General features: G+C 55.2%; 30 protein-coding genes. All 30 read right to left on the reverse strand.

Annotation, left to right across the window (positions count from 1 at the left end; translation table 11 throughout):
* Positions 1 to 36: 36 nt before the first annotated feature.
* The 30 genes from AD666_RS11930 to tuf all read right to left on the reverse strand — a co-directional run bounded on the left by AD666_RS11930 (position 37) and on the right by tuf (position 16759).
* A complete protein-coding gene (locus AD666_RS11930) occupies positions 37 to 1485 on the reverse strand; it encodes a catalase (RefSeq protein WP_053151945.1) in 1449 nt (482 codons plus the stop codon).
* A 219-nt stretch (positions 1486 to 1704) separates the two neighbouring features.
* Positions 1705 to 2091 carry a 50S ribosomal protein L17 gene (gene rplQ / locus AD666_RS11935; RefSeq protein WP_024778333.1) on the reverse strand — a complete coding sequence of 129 codons (387 nt, stop codon included), beginning with the start codon at positions 2089 to 2091 and terminating at the stop codon, positions 1705 to 1707.
* A 42-nt stretch (positions 2092 to 2133) separates the two neighbouring features.
* A complete protein-coding gene (gene rpoA / locus AD666_RS11940; RefSeq protein ID WP_053151947.1) occupies positions 2134 to 3135 on the reverse strand; it encodes a DNA-directed RNA polymerase subunit alpha in 1002 nt (333 codons plus the stop codon).
* A 22-nt stretch (positions 3136 to 3157) separates the two neighbouring features.
* On the reverse strand, positions 3158 to 3778 hold the full coding sequence (gene rpsD / locus AD666_RS11945) for a 30S ribosomal protein S4 (protein ID WP_003176404.1): 621 nt from the start codon (positions 3776 to 3778) through the stop codon (positions 3158 to 3160).
* 18 nt (positions 3779 to 3796) lie between these two features.
* Complete coding sequence (gene rpsK, locus AD666_RS11950; RefSeq protein WP_002555466.1) at positions 3797 to 4186, reverse strand: 30S ribosomal protein S11; 390 nt, start codon at positions 4184 to 4186, stop codon at positions 3797 to 3799.
* A gap of 30 nt (positions 4187 to 4216) precedes the next feature.
* Positions 4217 to 4573, reverse strand: a complete 357-nt coding sequence (gene rpsM / locus AD666_RS11955; protein ID WP_053151949.1) for a 30S ribosomal protein S13 — start codon at positions 4571 to 4573, stop codon at positions 4217 to 4219.
* Positions 4574 to 4703: 130 nt separating this feature from the next.
* Complete coding sequence (gene rpmJ, locus AD666_RS25970) at positions 4704 to 4820, reverse strand: 50S ribosomal protein L36 (protein ID WP_002555468.1); 117 nt, start codon at positions 4818 to 4820, stop codon at positions 4704 to 4706.
* A gap of 30 nt (positions 4821 to 4850) precedes the next feature.
* Positions 4851 to 6179, reverse strand: a complete 1329-nt coding sequence (gene secY, locus AD666_RS11960; protein ID WP_053151951.1) for a preprotein translocase subunit SecY — start codon at positions 6177 to 6179, stop codon at positions 4851 to 4853.
* The gene (rplO, locus tag AD666_RS11965) at positions 6180 to 6617 is read right to left on the reverse strand and encodes a 50S ribosomal protein L15 (RefSeq protein ID WP_003186032.1); all 438 of its coding nucleotides are present in this window, start codon (positions 6615 to 6617) and stop codon (positions 6180 to 6182) included.
* Positions 6618 to 6620: 3 nt separating this feature from the next.
* The gene (gene rpmD, locus AD666_RS11970; protein ID WP_003176408.1) at positions 6621 to 6797 is read right to left on the reverse strand and encodes a 50S ribosomal protein L30; all 177 of its coding nucleotides are present in this window, start codon (positions 6795 to 6797) and stop codon (positions 6621 to 6623) included.
* Positions 6798 to 6799: 2 nt separating this feature from the next.
* Positions 6800 to 7300: a 30S ribosomal protein S5 gene (rpsE, locus tag AD666_RS11975; RefSeq protein WP_003186035.1), complete on the reverse strand. Its 501-nt coding sequence runs from the start codon at positions 7298 to 7300 to the stop codon at positions 6800 to 6802.
* A 3-nt stretch (positions 7301 to 7303) separates the two neighbouring features.
* Positions 7304 to 7654: a 50S ribosomal protein L18 gene (rplR, locus tag AD666_RS11980; protein WP_003186037.1), complete on the reverse strand. Its 351-nt coding sequence runs from the start codon at positions 7652 to 7654 to the stop codon at positions 7304 to 7306.
* 10 nt (positions 7655 to 7664) lie between these two features.
* Positions 7665 to 8198: a 50S ribosomal protein L6 gene (gene rplF / locus AD666_RS11985; protein ID WP_024077677.1), complete on the reverse strand. Its 534-nt coding sequence runs from the start codon at positions 8196 to 8198 to the stop codon at positions 7665 to 7667.
* A 12-nt stretch (positions 8199 to 8210) separates the two neighbouring features.
* On the reverse strand, positions 8211 to 8603 hold the full coding sequence (gene rpsH, locus AD666_RS11990; RefSeq protein WP_011063773.1) for a 30S ribosomal protein S8: 393 nt from the start codon (positions 8601 to 8603) through the stop codon (positions 8211 to 8213).
* Positions 8604 to 8812: 209 nt separating this feature from the next.
* Positions 8813 to 9118: a 30S ribosomal protein S14 gene (rpsN, locus tag AD666_RS11995; protein ID WP_003186042.1), complete on the reverse strand. Its 306-nt coding sequence runs from the start codon at positions 9116 to 9118 to the stop codon at positions 8813 to 8815.
* Positions 9119 to 9131: 13 nt separating this feature from the next.
* Entirely contained in the window at positions 9132 to 9671 is a 540-nt protein-coding gene (gene rplE, locus AD666_RS12000; protein ID WP_017123249.1) for a 50S ribosomal protein L5, read from the reverse strand.
* 20 nt (positions 9672 to 9691) lie between these two features.
* Positions 9692 to 10006: a 50S ribosomal protein L24 gene (gene rplX / locus AD666_RS12005; RefSeq protein WP_003186046.1), complete on the reverse strand. Its 315-nt coding sequence runs from the start codon at positions 10004 to 10006 to the stop codon at positions 9692 to 9694.
* An 11-nt stretch (positions 10007 to 10017) separates the two neighbouring features.
* Positions 10018 to 10386 carry a 50S ribosomal protein L14 gene (rplN, locus tag AD666_RS12010; RefSeq protein ID WP_024778329.1) on the reverse strand — a complete coding sequence of 123 codons (369 nt, stop codon included), beginning with the start codon at positions 10384 to 10386 and terminating at the stop codon, positions 10018 to 10020.
* Between the two features lie 23 nt (positions 10387 to 10409).
* Positions 10410 to 10676, reverse strand: coding sequence for a 30S ribosomal protein S17 (gene rpsQ, locus AD666_RS12015; RefSeq protein WP_003194644.1), 267 nt, complete (start codon positions 10674 to 10676; stop codon positions 10410 to 10412).
* A gap of 2 nt (positions 10677 to 10678) precedes the next feature.
* Positions 10679 to 10870: a 50S ribosomal protein L29 gene (gene rpmC / locus AD666_RS12020; RefSeq protein ID WP_002555481.1), complete on the reverse strand. Its 192-nt coding sequence runs from the start codon at positions 10868 to 10870 to the stop codon at positions 10679 to 10681.
* Positions 10870 to 11283, reverse strand: coding sequence for a 50S ribosomal protein L16 (rplP, locus tag AD666_RS12025; protein WP_003186052.1), 414 nt, complete (start codon positions 11281 to 11283; stop codon positions 10870 to 10872). Before rplP ends, rpmC begins: the two co-directional genes overlap by 1 nt.
* Before the next feature lie 12 nt (positions 11284 to 11295).
* Positions 11296 to 11982: a 30S ribosomal protein S3 gene (gene rpsC, locus AD666_RS12030; RefSeq protein ID WP_024778328.1), complete on the reverse strand. Its 687-nt coding sequence runs from the start codon at positions 11980 to 11982 to the stop codon at positions 11296 to 11298.
* 13 nt (positions 11983 to 11995) lie between these two features.
* On the reverse strand, positions 11996 to 12328 hold the full coding sequence (gene rplV / locus AD666_RS12035) for a 50S ribosomal protein L22 (RefSeq protein WP_003103908.1): 333 nt from the start codon (positions 12326 to 12328) through the stop codon (positions 11996 to 11998).
* Between the two features lie 11 nt (positions 12329 to 12339).
* Positions 12340 to 12615 carry a 30S ribosomal protein S19 gene (gene rpsS, locus AD666_RS12040; RefSeq protein WP_002555486.1) on the reverse strand — a complete coding sequence of 92 codons (276 nt, stop codon included), beginning with the start codon at positions 12613 to 12615 and terminating at the stop codon, positions 12340 to 12342.
* Positions 12616 to 12631: 16 nt separating this feature from the next.
* Positions 12632 to 13456, reverse strand: coding sequence for a 50S ribosomal protein L2 (rplB, locus tag AD666_RS12045; RefSeq protein WP_053151953.1), 825 nt, complete (start codon positions 13454 to 13456; stop codon positions 12632 to 12634).
* A gap of 14 nt (positions 13457 to 13470) precedes the next feature.
* On the reverse strand, positions 13471 to 13770 hold the full coding sequence (gene rplW, locus AD666_RS12050) for a 50S ribosomal protein L23 (RefSeq protein ID WP_002555488.1): 300 nt from the start codon (positions 13768 to 13770) through the stop codon (positions 13471 to 13473).
* Positions 13767 to 14369, reverse strand: coding sequence for a 50S ribosomal protein L4 (rplD, locus tag AD666_RS12055; RefSeq protein ID WP_007924200.1), 603 nt, complete (start codon positions 14367 to 14369; stop codon positions 13767 to 13769). Before rplD ends, rplW begins: the two co-directional genes overlap by 4 nt.
* Before the next feature lie 12 nt (positions 14370 to 14381).
* A complete protein-coding gene (gene rplC, locus AD666_RS12060) occupies positions 14382 to 15017 on the reverse strand; it encodes a 50S ribosomal protein L3 (RefSeq protein WP_053151955.1) in 636 nt (211 codons plus the stop codon).
* Between the two features lie 80 nt (positions 15018 to 15097).
* Positions 15098 to 15409 carry a 30S ribosomal protein S10 gene (gene rpsJ / locus AD666_RS25975; protein WP_003186070.1) on the reverse strand — a complete coding sequence of 104 codons (312 nt, stop codon included), beginning with the start codon at positions 15407 to 15409 and terminating at the stop codon, positions 15098 to 15100.
* Between the two features lie 156 nt (positions 15410 to 15565).
* Positions 15566 to 16759: an elongation factor Tu gene (tuf, locus tag AD666_RS12070; RefSeq protein ID WP_053151959.1), complete on the reverse strand. Its 1194-nt coding sequence runs from the start codon at positions 16757 to 16759 to the stop codon at positions 15566 to 15568.
* Between the last annotated feature and the right edge of the window lie 144 nt (positions 16760 to 16903).

The raw sequence follows: 16903 nt of genomic DNA on the forward strand, positions 1-16903 counted from the left end.
CGCCCAAATGAGGGCGGTTCTGCTTCTCGTTTAGACTTAGTTAAGCTGTACACCCAAAGCTTTTGCGATACCTTCCCCGTATGCGGCGTCAGCCTTGAAGAAGTGCTGCAACTGACGATCCACGACATCTGCCGATACACCGGCCATCGCCCCGGCGATATTGCTGATCAGCAGGGCCTTCTGCTCATCGTTCATCAGCCGGAACAGCGCACCTGCGTGGCTGTAGTAATCGGTATCTTCACGATGATCGTAACGATCAGCCGCTCCATTCAGCGCCAGTGCCGGCTCGGCATAACGTGGGGCCTGCTTCGGCGCTTCCACATAGCTGTTCGGCTCGTAGTTGGGCGCCGCGCCGCCATTGCTACCGAATGCCATCGCACCGTCGCGTTGATAGGTGTTGACGGGGCTGCGAGGGGCATTCACCGGCAATTGCTGGTGATTGGTGCCAACGCGGTAGCGGTGTGCATCGGCGTAGGCGAATACGCGGCCTTGCAGCATACGATCCGGCGAAAGCCCCACGCCTGGAACCATGTTGCTCGGCCCGAATGCCGCCTGCTCCACCTCAGCAAAGTAATTCAGTGGGTTGCGATTGAGTTCAAGCTCACCGACTTCAATCAGTGGAAACTCTTTCTGTGACCAGGTCTTGGTCACATCGAACGGATTTTCGTAATGCGCGGCGGCCTGGGCTTCGGTCATGATCTGGATGCAAACGCTCCATTTCGGGAAATCACCGCGCTCAATGGCGTTGAACAGGTCACGCTGGGCGTAGTCCGGATCGGTACCCGCCAGGCGTGCAGCCTCGGCCGGCGACAAGTTCTTGATGCCCTGCTTGGTCTTGTAGTGCCATTTCACCCAATGACGCTCACCTTGAGCATTGATCAGGCTGTAAGTGTGGCTGCCAAAGCCGTGCATGTGGCGATAGCCATCGGGAATGCCACGATCGGAAAACAGAATGGTGATCTGGTGCAGCGCCTCAGGCGAATGCGACCAGAAATCCCACATCATCTGAGCACTCTTGAGGTTGCTTTGCGGCAGACGCTTCTGGGTGTGGATAAAGTCGGGAAACTTCAATGGATCGCGAATGAAGAAGACCGGGGTGTTATTACCTACGATGTCCCAATTACCTTCCTCGGTATAGAACTTAAGGGCAAAACCACGGGGATCACGCTCAGTATCGGCAGAGCCACGCTCGCCCCCTACTGTGGAAAACCGCAGGAAAGTGGGCGTCTGCTTGCCAACCGACTCGAACAGCTTGGCGCTGGTGTATTGAGTGATATCCCGGGTTACAGTGAAAGTACCATAAGCCCCCGACCCTTTGGCATGCACACGGCGCTCAGGGATGTTCTCTCGGTTGAAATGAGCAAGCTTCTCAATGAGATGAAAGTCATCGAGCAGCAGCGGGCCACGGGGGCCGGCGGAGCGAGAATTCTGGTTATCGGCGACAGGAGCGCCGCTTGCGGTGGTAAGCGTTTTGGTCTGGCTCATGCTCAATCTTCCTCGGTCGGTCTTTGAACTGCCGGCTAATCGGCTGGAAAGGAGTATTGATCATGTTAGTTACAGTATCCAAATTCATTAAATCATGGATATCGATAGTCATTATCTAACGTTGCAGCCTTGCTATAACGAAGCCGGGCGAAACGGGTTTGACTTTTCCGCGGGCATAAAAAAACCGGGCACCAGGCCCGGTTTTTTTATGATGCCGTCTTACTCAGCGGATACAGCTTCACCGCCGGTAGCACGATCAACCAACTCGACATACGCCATAGGCGCGTTGTCGCCAGCGCGGAAACCGCACTTCAGGATGCGCAGGTAGCCACCCTCACGGGTAGCGTAACGCTTGCCCAGGTCGTTGAAGAGCTTACCAACGATGGCTTTCGAACGAGTACGGTCGAAAGCCAGGCGGCGGTTAGCCAGGCTGTCTGTCTTGGCCAGAGTGATCAGCGGCTCGGCAACGCGGCGCAGTTCTTTGGCTTTCGGCAGTGTAGTTTTGATCAACTCGTGCTCGAACAGCGACACCGCCATGTTTTGGAACATGGCCTTGCGGTGCGAGCTGGTGCGGCTCAGGTGACGACCACTTTTACGATGACGCATGGTTCATTCCTTACCAAACACTACGTTCGGTGATTACGACGATCAGGCAGTCGCCTTGTCGTCCTTCTTAAGACTTGCAGGCGGCCAGTTGTCGAGGCGCATGCCGAGGGACAGACCGCGGGAGGCCAGAACGTCCTTGATTTCAGTCAAGGATTTCTTGCCCAGGTTCGGAGTCTTCAACAGCTCTACTTCGGTACGCTGAATCAGGTCGCCGATGTAGTAGATGTTTTCCGCCTTAAGGCAGTTAGCCGAACGTACAGTCAGTTCCAGATCGTCAACCGGGCGAAGCAGGATCGGATCGATCTCGTCTTCCTGCTCGACAACCACTGGCTCACTGTCACCCTTGAGGTCGACGAACGCAGCCAACTGCTGTTGCAGGATGGTTGCAGCACGGCGGATAGCCTCTTCAGGATCCAGGGTACCGTTGGTTTCCAGATCAATAACCAGCTTGTCCAGGTTGGTACGCTGCTCGACACGGGCGTTTTCCACCACGTATGCGATACGGCGAACCGGGCTGAACGAAGAATCGAGCTGCAAGCGACCGATGCTGCGGCTTTCATCTTCATCGCTCTGACGCGAGTCTGCCGGCTCATAACCACGACCACGAGCTACGGTGAGCTTCATGTTCAGGGCGCCGTTAGACGCCAGGTTAGCGATTACGTGATCGGGGTTAACGATCTCGACATCATGATCCAGCTGAATATCGGCAGCGGTAACCACCCCCGAACCCTTCTTCGACAAGGTCAGCGTAACTTCGTCACGACCGTGCAGCTTGATAGCCAGACCTTTAAGGTTCAACAGGATTTCAATGACATCTTCCTGTACGCCTTCGATGGCGCTGTACTCGTGGAGTACACCGTCAATCTCGGCCTCGACTACTGCACAGCCGGGCATTGAGGACAACAGGATGCGGCGCAGCGCGTTGCCCAGGGTGTGGCCAAAACCGCGCTCGAGAGGCTCGAGAGTGATTTTGGCTCGGGTTGGACTGACAACCTGCACATCAATATGGCGGGGTGTCAGGAAATCATTTACCGAACTCTGCATGGATGCACCTATTTTCTAGCCCTTACTTGGAGTAGAGCTCGACAATCAGGCTTTCGTTGATGTCGGCGGACAGATCACTGCGAGCTGGAACGTTCTTGAAAACGCCCGACTTCTTCTCAGTGTCTACTTCTACCCATTCTACGCGGCCACGTTGGGCACACAGATCGAGAGCTTGGACAATGCGAAGTTGATTTTTTGCTTTCTCGCGAACAGCAACCACGTCACCAGCACGAACCTGGTAGGACGGAACGTTCACGGTTTGACCGTTAACGCTGATCGACTTGTGCGATACCAGCTGACGGGATTCGGCACGAGTCGAACCAAAGCCCATACGGTATACAACGTTGTCCAGACGGCATTCGAGCAGTTGCAACAGGTTTTCACCGGTTGCGCCTTTCTTGCCAGCAGCTTCTTTGTAGTAGCCGCTGAATTGACGCTCGAGAACGCCGTAGATACGACGGACCTTCTGCTTTTCACGCAGCTGGGTGCCGTAATCGGACTGGCGACCGCGGCGCTGGCCGTGGATACCAGGTGCTGCTTCGATGTTGCACTTCGATTCGATCGCGCGCACGCCGCTCTTCAGGAAGAGATCAGTGCCCTCGCGACGAGCGAGTTTGCATTTTGGACCAATGTAACGAGCCATTCTTTACAATCTCCTGGATTACACGCGGCGCTTCTTCGGCGGACGGCACCCGTTGTGCGGGATTGGCGTCACGTCGGTGATGCTGGCGATCTTGTAGCCGCAGCCGTTCAAAGCACGGACTGCAGATTCACGACCTGGACCTGGACCCTTGACGTTTACGTCGAGGTTTTTCAGGCCGTATTCCAGCGCAGCTTGACCAGCACGCTCAGCAGCTACTTGAGCAGCGAACGGGGTGGACTTGCGGGAACCGCGGAAACCCGAACCACCGGAGGTAGCCCAGGAAAGAGCGTTACCTTGACGGTCGGTAATGGTCACGATGGTGTTGTTAAAAGAAGCATGGATGTGGGCGATGCCATCAACCACTGTCTTTTTAACTTTTTTACGAGGACGAGCAGCAGGTTTTGCCATGATTAAATTCCTGTCGATTCGCTGGGGCGATTACTTGCGGATCGGCTTACGCGGGCCTTTACGGGTACGCGCGTTGGTCTTGGTACGCTGACCGCGTACTGGCAGACCACGACGATGACGCAGACCGCGATAGCAACCGAGGTCCATCAAGCGCTTGATTTTCATGTTGGTTTCGCGACGCAGGTCACCTTCAGTGGTGAACTTCGCCACTTCGCCACGCAGCTGTTCAATTTGCTCGTCGCTCAGATCTTTGATCTTTGCAGCTGGGTTGACCCCAGCGTCTGCACAGATTTTCTGTGCAGTAGTGCGACCAACACCATAGATGTAGGTCAGCGAGATAACAGTATGCTTGTTATCTGGAATGTTGACGCCTGCAATACGGGCCATTCAGTGGGACTCCAATTGACAGCTACCTACGCCCCGGAAGCCAAGAAATAGGGCGCGAGATAATATCGCTGTAATAACAAATAATCAACCCGGCAGCGCACTAGCTGCCGGGCTTAAAGCACAATCACACTCAGCCTTGGCGCTGTTTGTGACGCGGTTCCGCGCTGCAAATTACTCGAACAACACCTTCGCGGCGAATAATCTTGCAGTTACGGCACAGCTTTTTCACCGATGCACGAACTTTCATCACCAACTCCTCGAACCTTATGGACGCTACTCAGCGCAACATGCCGCTGCCGTAGCCCTTCAGGTTGGCTTTCTTCATCAGGGATTCGTACTGGTGCGAAACGAGGTGCGATTGTACTTGGGACATGAAGTCCATCACAACCACGACCACGATCAGCAACGAGGTCCCGCCAAGGTAGAACGGTACGTTTGCCGCAACCACCAGGAACTGGGGCAACAGGCAGACGGCCGTCATGTAAAGAGCACCGAACATGGTCAAACGGGTCAGAACGCCATCAATGTAGCGTGCCGACTGTTCACCAGGACGGATACCCGGAATAAAGGCACCGGACTTCTTCAGGTTTTCCGCTACGTCTTTCGGATTGAACATCAACGCCGTATAGAAGAAGCAGAAGAAAATAATCCCTGCACTAAACAGCAGAATATTCAACGGCTGACCAGGAGCGATCGACTGCGAGAGGTCCTGCAACCAGCCCATACCTTCAGACTGGCCGAACCAGGCACCCAACGAAGCCGGGAACAGCAAGATGCTGCTCGCGAAAATAGCCGGAATAACACCAGCCATGTTCACCTTCAACGGCAAGTGGCTCGTCTGCGCAGCAAATACCTTGCGGCCCTGCTGACGCTTGGCGTAGTGAACAGCAATACGACGCTGACCACGCTCGATGAACACCACAAAACCGATAATCGCTACTGCCAGCAAACCGATGGCAACCAGAGCGAAAATATTGATATCACCCTGACGCGCAGACTCGAAAGACTGCCCGATCGCTCTCGGAAGACCGGCAACGATACCTGCGAAGATCAACATCGAGATACCGTTGCCAACACCACGCTCAGTAATCTGCTCACCCAGCCACATCATGAACATCGCGCCCGCCACGAAAGTGGTTACCGCGACGAAATAGAAGCTGAAGTCAGCAGTGAACGAAACGCCCTGTCCTGCCAGACCGATGGACATGCCAATGGCCTGGACAAGAGCGAGAACGACAGTGCCGTAGCGGGTGTACTGGCTGATCTTGCGACGGCCAGCTTCACCTTCCTTCTTCAACTGCTCCAGCTGCGGGCTGACAGCGGTCATCAGTTGCATGATGATCGATGCCGAAATGTACGGCATGATCCCCAGCGCAAAGATACTCATCCGCTCCAGCGCGCCGCCGGAAAACATGTTGAACAAGCTAAGAATGGTCCCCTCATTCTGTCGAAACAGGTCTGCGAGTCGGTCCGGGTTGATACCTGGAACCGGGATGTGTGCACCTATTCGGTAGACGATAATCGCCAGGAACAGAAAACGCAGACGAGCCCAGAGTTCAGACATACCGCCTTTGCCGAGCGCAGAGAGAGCACCTTGCTTAGCCATTTATTCCTCGAACTTGCCGCCAGCTGCTTCGATAGCCGCACGCGCACCTTTGGTGGCGCCGATTCCCTTTCCGATGGTGACAGCACGAGCAACTTCGCCCGACAGCATGATTTTCACACGCTGAACGTTCTGGTTGATCACGTTGGCATCCTTCAGGGACTGCACGGTGACGATGTCGCCGTCCACTTTAGCCAGCTCGGACAGACGCACTTCTGCACGGTCCATGGCCTTCAGGGAAACGAAACCGAACTTCGGCAGGCGACGATGCAGCGGCTGTTGACCGCCTTCAAAGCCTGGAGCAATAGTGCCACCGGAGCGGGAGGTCTGACCTTTGTGACCACGGCCACCAGTCTTGCCCAAACCACTACCGATACCACGGCCCGGACGATGCTTTTCGCGACGGGAACCCGGCGCTGGACTCAGATCATTGAGTTTCATCGATTAACCCTCGACACGCAGCATGTAGTAAGCCTTGTTGATCATCCCGCGGTTCTCGGGAGTATCCTGGACTTCTACAGTGTGACCGATGCGACGCAGACCCAGACCCTTAACGCACAGTTTGTGGTTAGGGATACGGCCGGTCATGCTTTTGATCAGCGTAACTTTTACGGTAGCCATGATCAGAAGATCTCCTTGACGCTTTTGCCACGCTTGGCGGCAATGGATTCAGGAGACTGCATTGCTTTCAAACCCTTGAAGGTGGCGTGAACCACGTTCACTGGGTTAGTCGAGCCGTAGCACTTGGCCAGAACGTTCTGAACGCCAGCAACTTCGAGGACAGCACGCATGGCGCCGCCGGCGATGATACCGGTACCTTCAGAAGCAGGCTGCATGTACACCTTCGAAGCGCCATGGGCAGACTTCATTGCGTACTGCAGAGTGGTGCCGTTCAGATCAACCTGGATCATGTTGCGGCGAGCAGCTTCCATTGCCTTCTGGATCGCAGCAGGCACTTCACGCGACTTGCCACGGCCGAAGCCAACACGGCCCTTGCCGTCACCTACCACGGTCAACGCGGTGAATGTGAAGATACGGCCGCCTTTTACGGTTTTGGCTACGCGGTTAACTTGAACCAGCTTCTCGATGTAGCCTTCGTCGCGCTTTTGGTCGTTATTGGACATAACTTAGAACTCCAGCCCAGCTTCACGAGCAGCATCAGCCAGCGCCTTGACGCGGCCGTGGTACTTGAAGCCAGAGCGGTCGAAAGCCACCTGCGAGACGCCAGCGGCTTTAGCACGCGTAGCGACCAGCTGGCCAACCTTAGTGGCCGCGTCGATGTTGCCGGTAGCACCATCACGCAGTTCTTTATCCAAAGTCGAGGCGCTTGCCAGGACCTTGTTGCCGTCGGCCGAAATGACCTGGGCGTAGATGTGCTGCGAAGAGCGGAACACGCAGAGACGCACGACTTCGAGTTCGTGCATTTTCAGGCGTGCTTTGCGAGCGCGACGCAGTCGAGTAACTTTTTTGTCGGTCATTTGCTATGCCCTACTTCTTCTTGGCTTCTTTACGACGGACGACTTCGTCCGCGTAGCGCACACCTTTGCCTTTGTACGGCTCTGGTGGACGGAAGTCGCGGATCTCGGCGGCCACTTGACCTACCAGCTGCTTGTCGATGCCCTTGATCAGGATATCGGTCTGGCTAGGGGTCTCAGCGGTGATGCCTTCCGGCAGTTCGTAATCCACAGGGTGCGAGAAGCCAAGAGCCAGGTTCAGAACCGAGCCTTTTGCTTGCGCTTTGTAACCAACACCGACCAGCTGGAGCTTGCGCTCGAAGCCCTGGCTTACGCCTTGGACCATGTTGTTTACCAACGCACGAGTGGTACCAGCCATTGCGCGAGTCTGTTGATCGCCATTGCGAGCAGCGAAACGCAGCTCACCGGCTTCCTCAACGATCTCAACGGACGAATGGATGTTCAGTTCAAGAGTGCCCTTGGCACCCTTCACCGAAAGCTGTTGGCCTGCGAATTTGACTTCGACACCGGCTGGCAGCTTAACGGGGTTCTTAGCGACGCGAGACATGCTTATCCCCCCTTAGAACACAGTGCAAAGAACTTCGCCGCCGACACCGGCAGCGCGCGCAGCACGATCAGTCATCACACCCTTGTTGGTGGAGACGATAGACACGCCCAGACCGCCGCGAACTTTCGGCAACTCCTCGACGGACTTGTACTGACGCAGGCCTGGACGGCTAACGCGCTTCACTTCCTCGATGACCGGACGGCCTTCGAAGTATTTCAGCTCGATGGACAGCAGAGGCTTGATTTCGCTGCTGATCTGATAACCCGCGATGTAACCTTCGTCCTTCAGGACTTTTGCTACAGCCACCTTCAACGTGGAAGACGGCATGCTTACGACGGACTTTTCAGCCATCTGGGCATTACGGATTCGAGTTAGCATGTCCGCTAACGGGTCCTGCATACTCATGGGCTAGACGCTCCTAATGCAAAAAAATTAGCCTTGCGGCTACTACGTGTCGCCGAGAAACTCCGGGCATGAAAAACACGGGCTCAGGCGAGCCGGTCATTCTAGACACACCCCAGAAATGAATCAAGCCCCAAAAGGGGCTTGATTCGGCTTCAAGGCCACCGGCGGTCAGGATCCTGAGACCCTGAGCACCGGGACTTTGACAGTGCTTACCAGCTGGCTTTGACCAGACCTGGAACGTCACCACGCATTGCAGCTTGACGCAGCATGTTACGGCCCAGGCCGAACTTGCGGTACACGCCGTGCGGACGACCAGTCAGGCGGCAGCGGTTACGCATGCGCGAGGCGCTTGCGTCACGTGGCTGCTTCTGCAGCGCAACGGTAGCTTCCCAACGCGCTTCTGGACTTGCGTTCAGATCAACGATGATAGCTTTCAGCGCTGCACGCTTGGTGGCGTACTTGGCAACGGTGAGCTGACGCTTCAGCTCACGGTTTTTCATGCTCTTCTTGGCCATTTTCCTACTCCAATCAGTTGCGGAACGGGAATTTGAAAGCACGCAGCAGAGCGCGACCTTCTTCATCCGATTTGGCAGTGGTGGTCAGGGTAATGTCCAGACCGCGCAGAGCATCGATCTTGTCGTAATCGATTTCCGGGAAAATGATCTGCTCTTTCACGCCCATGCTGTAGTTGCCACGACCATCGAAGGACTTGGCATTCAGGCCGCGGAAGTCGCGAACCCGAGGCAGGGAGATCGACAGCAGACGATCCAGGAACTCATACATACGATCGCGACGCAGGGTCACTTTGACACCGATCGGCCAACCTTCGCGGACTTTGAAGCCAGCGATGGATTTACGAGCGTGAGTCACAACGACTTTCTGGCCGGTGATCTTCTCCAGGTCAGCTACCGCGTGCTCGATGACTTTCTTGTCGCCGATCGCTTCGCCCAGACCCATGTTCAGGGTGATCTTGGTAATGCGCGGAACTTCCATCACGTTCGCCAGCTTAAGTTCTTCCTTAAGCTTCGGTGCGATTTCCTTCCGGTAAATCTCTTTCAGTCGTGCCATGGTCTTCTACCTAGCAGTGTTCAAGCATCAACCGCTTTTTGGGTCGACTTGAAGACACGAATTTTTTTGCCGTCTTCTACTTTGAAACCAACGCGGTCAGCCTTGTTGGTTTCGCCGTTGAAAATGGCGACGTTGGAAGCGTGCAGTGGCGCTTCTTTCTCGACGATACCGCCCTGTACGCCCGACATCGGGTTAGGCTTGGTATGACGCTTGACCAGGTTCAGACCACCAACAACCAGACGGTTGTCAGCAAGAACCTTAAGCACCTTACCGCGCTTGCCCTTGTCTTTGCCGGCGATCACGATGATCTCGTCGTCACGACGAATCTTTTGCATGTCGGATCTCCTTACAGCACTTCTGGGGCGAGCGAGACGATCTTCATGAACTTCTCAGTACGAAGTTCACGGGTCACTGGCCCAAAGATACGGGTGCCGATTGGCTCTTGCTTGTTGTTCAGCAGAACAGCAGCGTTGCCATCAAAGCGGATGATGGAGCCGTCTGCACGACGAACACCGTGGCGAGTGCGGACTACAACAGCAGTCATCACTTGACCTTTCTTCACCTTACCGCGAGGAATTGCTTCCTTGACGGTAACTTTGATGATGTCGCCAATAGCAGCGTAACGACGATGGGAGCCACCCAGCACCTTGATGCACATAACGCGGCGAGCGCCGCTGTTATCGGCCACATCAAGCATGGATTGAGTCTGAATCATATAATTTCTCCGACCCCTAGCCCTTAGACTTCCACAGCGCGTTCGAGAACATCAACCAGCGCCCAAGATTTAGTCTTGGCCATCGGACGGGTTTCACGAATAGTGACCTTGTCGCCGATGTGGCACTGATTGGTTTCGTCGTGCGCGTGCAGCTTAGTCGAACGCTTAACGTATTTACCGTAGATCGGGTGCTTTACGCGACGCTCGATCAGAACGGTGATGGTTTTGTCCATCTTGTCGCTGACAACACGGCCAGTCAGCGTACGGACAGTTTTTTCGGCTTCTGCCATGATTACTTACCTGCCTGCTGGTTGAGCACAGTTTTCACGCGAGCGATGTCACGCTTAACTTGCGAGAGCAGATGAGACTGCCCCAACTGGCCAGTTGCCTTCTGCATACGCAGATTGAACTGGTCGCGCAGCAGGCCGAGCAGTTGCTCGTTCAGCTGCTGTGCGGATTTTTCACGAAGTTCATTCGCTTTCATCACATCACCGTCCGTTTAACAAAGGAGGTGGCGAGCGGCAGCTTTGCAGCAGCCAGGGCGAAAGCCTCACGCGCCAGCTCTTCAGAAACACCCTCGATTTCATACAGGACTTTGCCTGGCTGAATCTGGGCAACCCAGTACTCCACGTTACCCTTACCTTTACCCATCCGCACTTCGAGTGGCTTCTTGGTGACAGGCTTGTCCGGGAATACACGGATCCAGATCTTGCCGCCACGTTTTACGTGACGGGTCAGAGCACGACGCGCTGACTCGATCTGACGAGCGGTGAGACGACCACGAGCAACAGACTTCAGCGCGAACTCGCCGAAGCTGACTTTGCTACCGCGCAGTGCCAGGCCACGGTTGTGACCGGTCATCTGCTTGCGGAACTTCGTACGCTTTGGTTGCAACATTTGGCGTACCCCTTACTTAGCAGCTTTTTTACGAGGCGCTGGTGCTTGTGGCTTCAGCTCTTCTTGGCGACCACCAATTACTTCGCCTTTGAAGATCCAAACCTTTACACCGATCACACCGTAGGTGGTGTGAGCTTCGTAGTTGGCATAGTCGATGTCGGCACGCAGGGTGTGCAGTGGCACACGACCTTCGCGATACCATTCAGTACGTGCAATTTCAGCACCGCCGAGACGACCGCTCACTTGGATTTTGATGCCCTTGGCACCAATGCGGATGGCGTTCTGTACAGCGCGCTTCATAGCGCGACGGAACATTACGCGACGCTCCAGCTGCTGAGCTACGCTCTGCGCAACCAGCATACCGTCGAGCTCCGGCTTGCGGATCTCTTCGATATTGATGTGCACAGGCACACCCATTTGCTTGGTCAGGTCCTGACGCAGCTTCTCAACATCTTCACCTTTCTTCCCGATAACGATACCTGGGCGAGCGGTGTGGATGGTGATACGTGCTGTCTGAGCCGGACGATGAATATCGATACGGCTTACGGACGCGCTTTTTAGTTTGTCTTGGAGATACTCACGCACCTTCAGATCAGCGAACAAGTAGTCCGCATAAGTCCGACCGTCTGCGTACCAGACGGAGGTGTGCTCCTTGACGATTCCCAGGCGAATGCCAATGGGATGTACTTTCTGACCCATCTCTTCGACTCCGTTACTTGTCAGCAACCTTGACAGTGATATGGCAAGACCGCTTGACGATGCGATCAGCACGGCCTTTGGCACGTGGCATGATGCGCTTCAGCGAACGCCCTTCGTTAACGAAAACGGTGCTGACCTTCAGGTCATCAACGTCTGCGCCTTCGTTATGCTCGGCGTTGGCTACGGCCGACTCCAGCACTTTTTTCATGATCTCGGCGGCTTTCTTACTGCTGAAAGCCAACAGGTTGAGCGCTTCGCCCACCTTCTTCCCGCGGATCTGGTCGGCGACCAAGCGGGCTTTCTGGGCGGAGATTCGAGCGCCCGACAACTTAGCGGCTACTTCCATTTCCTTACCCCTTAACGCTTGGCTTTCTTGTCAGCCACGTGCCCACGGTATGTGCGGGTACCGGCGAACTCGCCCAGTTTGTGGCCGACCATGTCTTCGTTCACGAGAACCGGGACGTGCTGGCGACCGTTGTGTACAGCGATGGTCAGACCGACCATCTGTGGCAGGATCATCGAACGACGCGACCAGGTCTTGACTGGTTTGCGATCGTTCTTTTCCGCCGCCACTTCGATCTTCTTCAGTAGGTGAAGATCAATAAAAGGACCTTTTTTCAGAGAACGTGGCACTGTCGTATCCCTCTATTTACTTGCGACGACGGACGATCATTTTGTCGGTACGCTTATTACCACGAGTCTTCGCGCCCTTAGTCGGGAAGCCCCATGGCGATACCGGATGACGACCACCAGAGGTACGACCTTCACCACCACCATGTGGGTGGTCAACCGGGTTCATGGCAACACCACGAACGGTTGGGCGAACGCCACGCCAGCGCTTGGCACCAGCTTTACCCAACGAACGCAGGCTGTGCTCGGAGTTCGAGACTTCACCCAAGGTCGCACGGCATTCAGCCAGTACTTTACGCATCTCACCGGAACGCAGACGCAGGGTAACGTAGACACCTTCACGGGCGATCAGCTGAGCCGAAGCACCAGCGGAACGAGCGATCTGCGCGCCTTTACCTGGCTTCAATTCGATGCCGTGTACGGTGCTACCAACTGGAATGTTGCGCAGTTGCAGAGCGTTGCCCGGCTTGATCGGCGCCAGAGCACCAGAGATCAGCTGGTCGCCAGCGCTCACGCCTTTAGGGGCAATGATGTAGCGACGCTCGCCATCTGCGTACAGCAGCAAAGCGATGTGAGCAGTACGGTTTGGATCGTATTCGATACGCTCGACGGTGGCAGCGATGCCATCCTTGTCGTTGCGACGGAAGTCGACCAGACGATAATGCTGCTTATGACCACCACCCACGTGACGTGTGGTAATGCGGCCATTGTTGTTACGACCACCAGACTTCGATTTCTTCTCGAGCAGCGGTGCGTGAGGAGCGCCTTTATGCAGCTCCTGGTTGACCACCTTGACCACAAAACGGCGGCCAGGGGAAGTCGGTTTGCATTTAACGATTGCCATGATGCACCCCTTCCTTACTCAGCACTGCTGCTGAAATCGAGATCTTGGCCTGGCTGAAGGGAGATAACTGCCTTCTTCCAGTCATTACGCTTGCCCAGACCGCGAGCGGTGCGCTTGCTCTTACCCAGAACATTCAAGGTAGTCACACGCTCAACTTTCACGCTGAACAGGCTTTCGACGGCCTTCTTGATTTCCAGCTTGGTTGCGTCGGTAGCAACCTTGAAAACGAACTGGCCTTTCTTGTCTGCCAGAACCGTAGCCTTCTCGGAAACGTGCGGGCCAAGCAGAACTTTAAATACGCGTTCCTGGTTCATCCCAGCAGCTCCTCGAATTTCTTCACGGCCGACACGGTGATCAACACCTTGTCGTATGCGATCAGACTAACTGGATCGGAACCTTGCACATCACGCACATCGACGTGCGGCAGGTTACGAGCAGCCAGGTACAGGTTCTGATCAACAGCGTCCGACACGATCAGAACGTCGGTCAGGCTCATGTTGTTCAGTTTGCCCAGCAGGTCTTTGGTTTTCGGTGTTTCAACAGCGAAATCCTGAACCACGACCAGACGATCAGTACGCACCAGCTCAGCAAGGATGGAACGCATTGCTGCGCGGTACATCTTCTTGTTCAGCTTTTGGGAGTGGTCCTGAGGACGAGCTGCAAAAGTGGTACCGCCGCCACGCCAGATTGGGCTACGGATAGTACCGGCACGAGCACGGCCAGTACCTTTCTGACGCCATGGGCGCTTGCCGCCACCGGAAACGTCGGAACGGGTCTTTTGCTGCTTGCTACCTTGACGGCCGCCAGCCATATAGGCCACGACTGCTTGGTGAACCAGCGTCTCGTTGAATTCGCCGCCAAATGTCAGTTCGGAAACTTCGATCGCTTGAGCGTCATTTACATTTAATTGCATGTCAGCTTCCCCTTAACCGCGAGCCTTGGCTGCTGGACGTACAACCACGTTGCCGCCAGTAGCGCCAGGAACAGCGCCCTTGACCAACAACAGATTGCGTTCAGCGTCCACGCGCACTACTTCCAGGGACTGTACGGTCACGCGCTCGGCGCCCATATGACCGGACATTTTCTTGCCCTTGAATACACGACCAGGAGTCTGGCACTGGCCGATAGAGCCTGGAACGCGGTGGGATACGGAGTTACCGTGGGTGTTATCTTGCCCGCGGAAGTTCCAACGCTTGATCGTACCCTGGAAGCCTTTACCCTTGGACTGACCGGTTACATCAACCAGCTGACCTGCGGCGAAGATTTCGGCTTTGATCAGATCGCCGGCTTGGTACTCGCCTTCTTCAAGGCGGAATTCCATTACGGTACGACCAGCGGCAACGTTCGCCTTGGCGAAGTGGCCAGCCTGAGCTGCTGTTACACGCGAAGCACGACGCTCGCCGACAGTGACTTGCACTGCACGATAGCCATCGGTCTCTTCAGTTTTGAACTGGGTGACGCGATTCGGCTCGATCTCAATGACCGTGACCGGAATGGAGACACCTTCTTCGGTGAAAATACGGGTCATACCGCATTTACGACCGACTACACCAATAGTCATGTTGTAAACCTCATGAGTGTACGGGGCTTTCACCCGCTATGGCCGCCCATTTCAGAGCGTTACACGACCAAGACCGAGTCTTAGCCGAGGCTGATCTGCACTTCCACACCGGCCGCAAGATCGAGCTTCATAAGTGCATCAACGGTTTTATCCGTTGGCTGGACGATGTCCAGAACGCGCTTATGAGTACGGATCTCGTACTGGTCACGCGCGTCTTTGTTGACGTGCGGGGAGACCAGAACGGTAAACCGCTCTTTACGGGTAGGCAGTGGAATAGGACCACGCACTTGAGCACCAGTACGTTTCGCGGTTTCCACGATTTCCTGGGTGGATTGGTCGATCAGGCGATGGTCAAAGGCCTTCAACCTGATACGGATTTGCTGATTTTGCATTGGATTTCAGACTCCGGCTGCTATTCCCACCGGGCGCAATACGCCCGTTAAAAGGAGGCGCAATTCTATAGACGCCCCCGGTAGGTGTCAACTCAATAAAAAAGCCCCCGCTAAGCGGGGGCTTTTTCAAATCATCAAGCTGACTCTACAAAAGTCTTACTCGATGACTTTGGCTACGACGCCGGCGCCGACGGTACGACCGCCTTCACGGATAGCGAAACGCAGACCATCTTCCATCGCGATCGGCTTGATCAGGGTGACAGTCATCTGAATGTTGTCACCTGGCATTACCATTTCAACGCCTTCTGGCAGCTCGCAGTTACCAGTCACGTCAGTTGTACGGAAGTAGAACTGTGGACGGTAGCCTTTGAAGAACGGAGTATGACGACCGCCTTCTTCCTTGCTCAGAACATAAACTTCTGCGGTGAACTTGGTGTGAGCCTTGACGGTGCCTGGCTTGACCAGAACCTGACCACGCTCTACGTCGTCACGCTTGGTGCCGCGCAGCAGCACGCCGCAGTTCTCGCCAGCACGACCTTCGTCCAGCAGCTTACGGAACATCTCAACGCCGGTGCAGGTAGTTTTCTGAGTGTCGCGCAGACCGACGATCTCAACTTCTTCCTGGATGCGAACGATGCCACGCTCAACACGACCAGTCACAACAGTACCGCGACCCGAGATCGAGAACACGTCTTCGATTGGCATCAGGAACGGCTTGTCGATGGCGCGCTCTGGTTCTGGAATGTAGCTGTCCAGGGTCTCAACCAGCTTCTTGACAGCAGAAGTACCCATTTCGTTGTCGTCTTGGCCGTTCAGAGCCATCAGAGCCGAACCGATGACGATTGGAGTGTCATCGCCTGGGAAGTCGTAAGTGCTCAGCAGGTCGCGCACTTCCATCTCAACCAGTTCCAGCAGCTCAGCGTCGTCAACCATGTCAGCCTTGTTCAGGAAGACAACGATGTACGGAACGCCAACCTGACGGGACAGCAGGATGTGCTCACGGGTTTGCGGCATCGGACCATCAGCGGCCGAGCAAACCAGGATCGCGCCGTCCATCTGGGCAGCACCGGTGATCATGTTTTTTACGTAGTCAGCGTGACCTGGGCAGTCAACGTGCGCGTAGTGACGCACGGCCGAATCGTATTCAACGTGAGCGGTGTTGATGGTGATACCACGAGCCTTCTCTTCCGGGGCGCTGTCGATCTTGTCGAACTCAACCTTGGCCGAGCCGAAAACTTCGGAGCAGACACGAGTCAGAGCAGCGGTCAGAGTGGTTTTACCGTGGTCGACGTGACCGATGGTACCAACGTTGACGTGCGGCTTATTACGTTCGAACTTTTCCTTAGCCATCGAAATCACCCCTAGGAGAAGAAATTAGCAAGTCACACTAACCATTAAAACAAAGGCAGATATTTTCATATCTGCCTTGTTAGATGGAGCTCTTGAGCTTCTTTTAACCGCGGCCCTCCCCCTTAACAAGGGTGTGCTCGAACA

The organism is Pseudomonas sp. Pf153, assembly GCF_001269775.1.
Classification (GTDB): Bacteria; Pseudomonadota; Gammaproteobacteria; order Pseudomonadales; family Pseudomonadaceae; genus Aquipseudomonas; species Aquipseudomonas uvaldensis.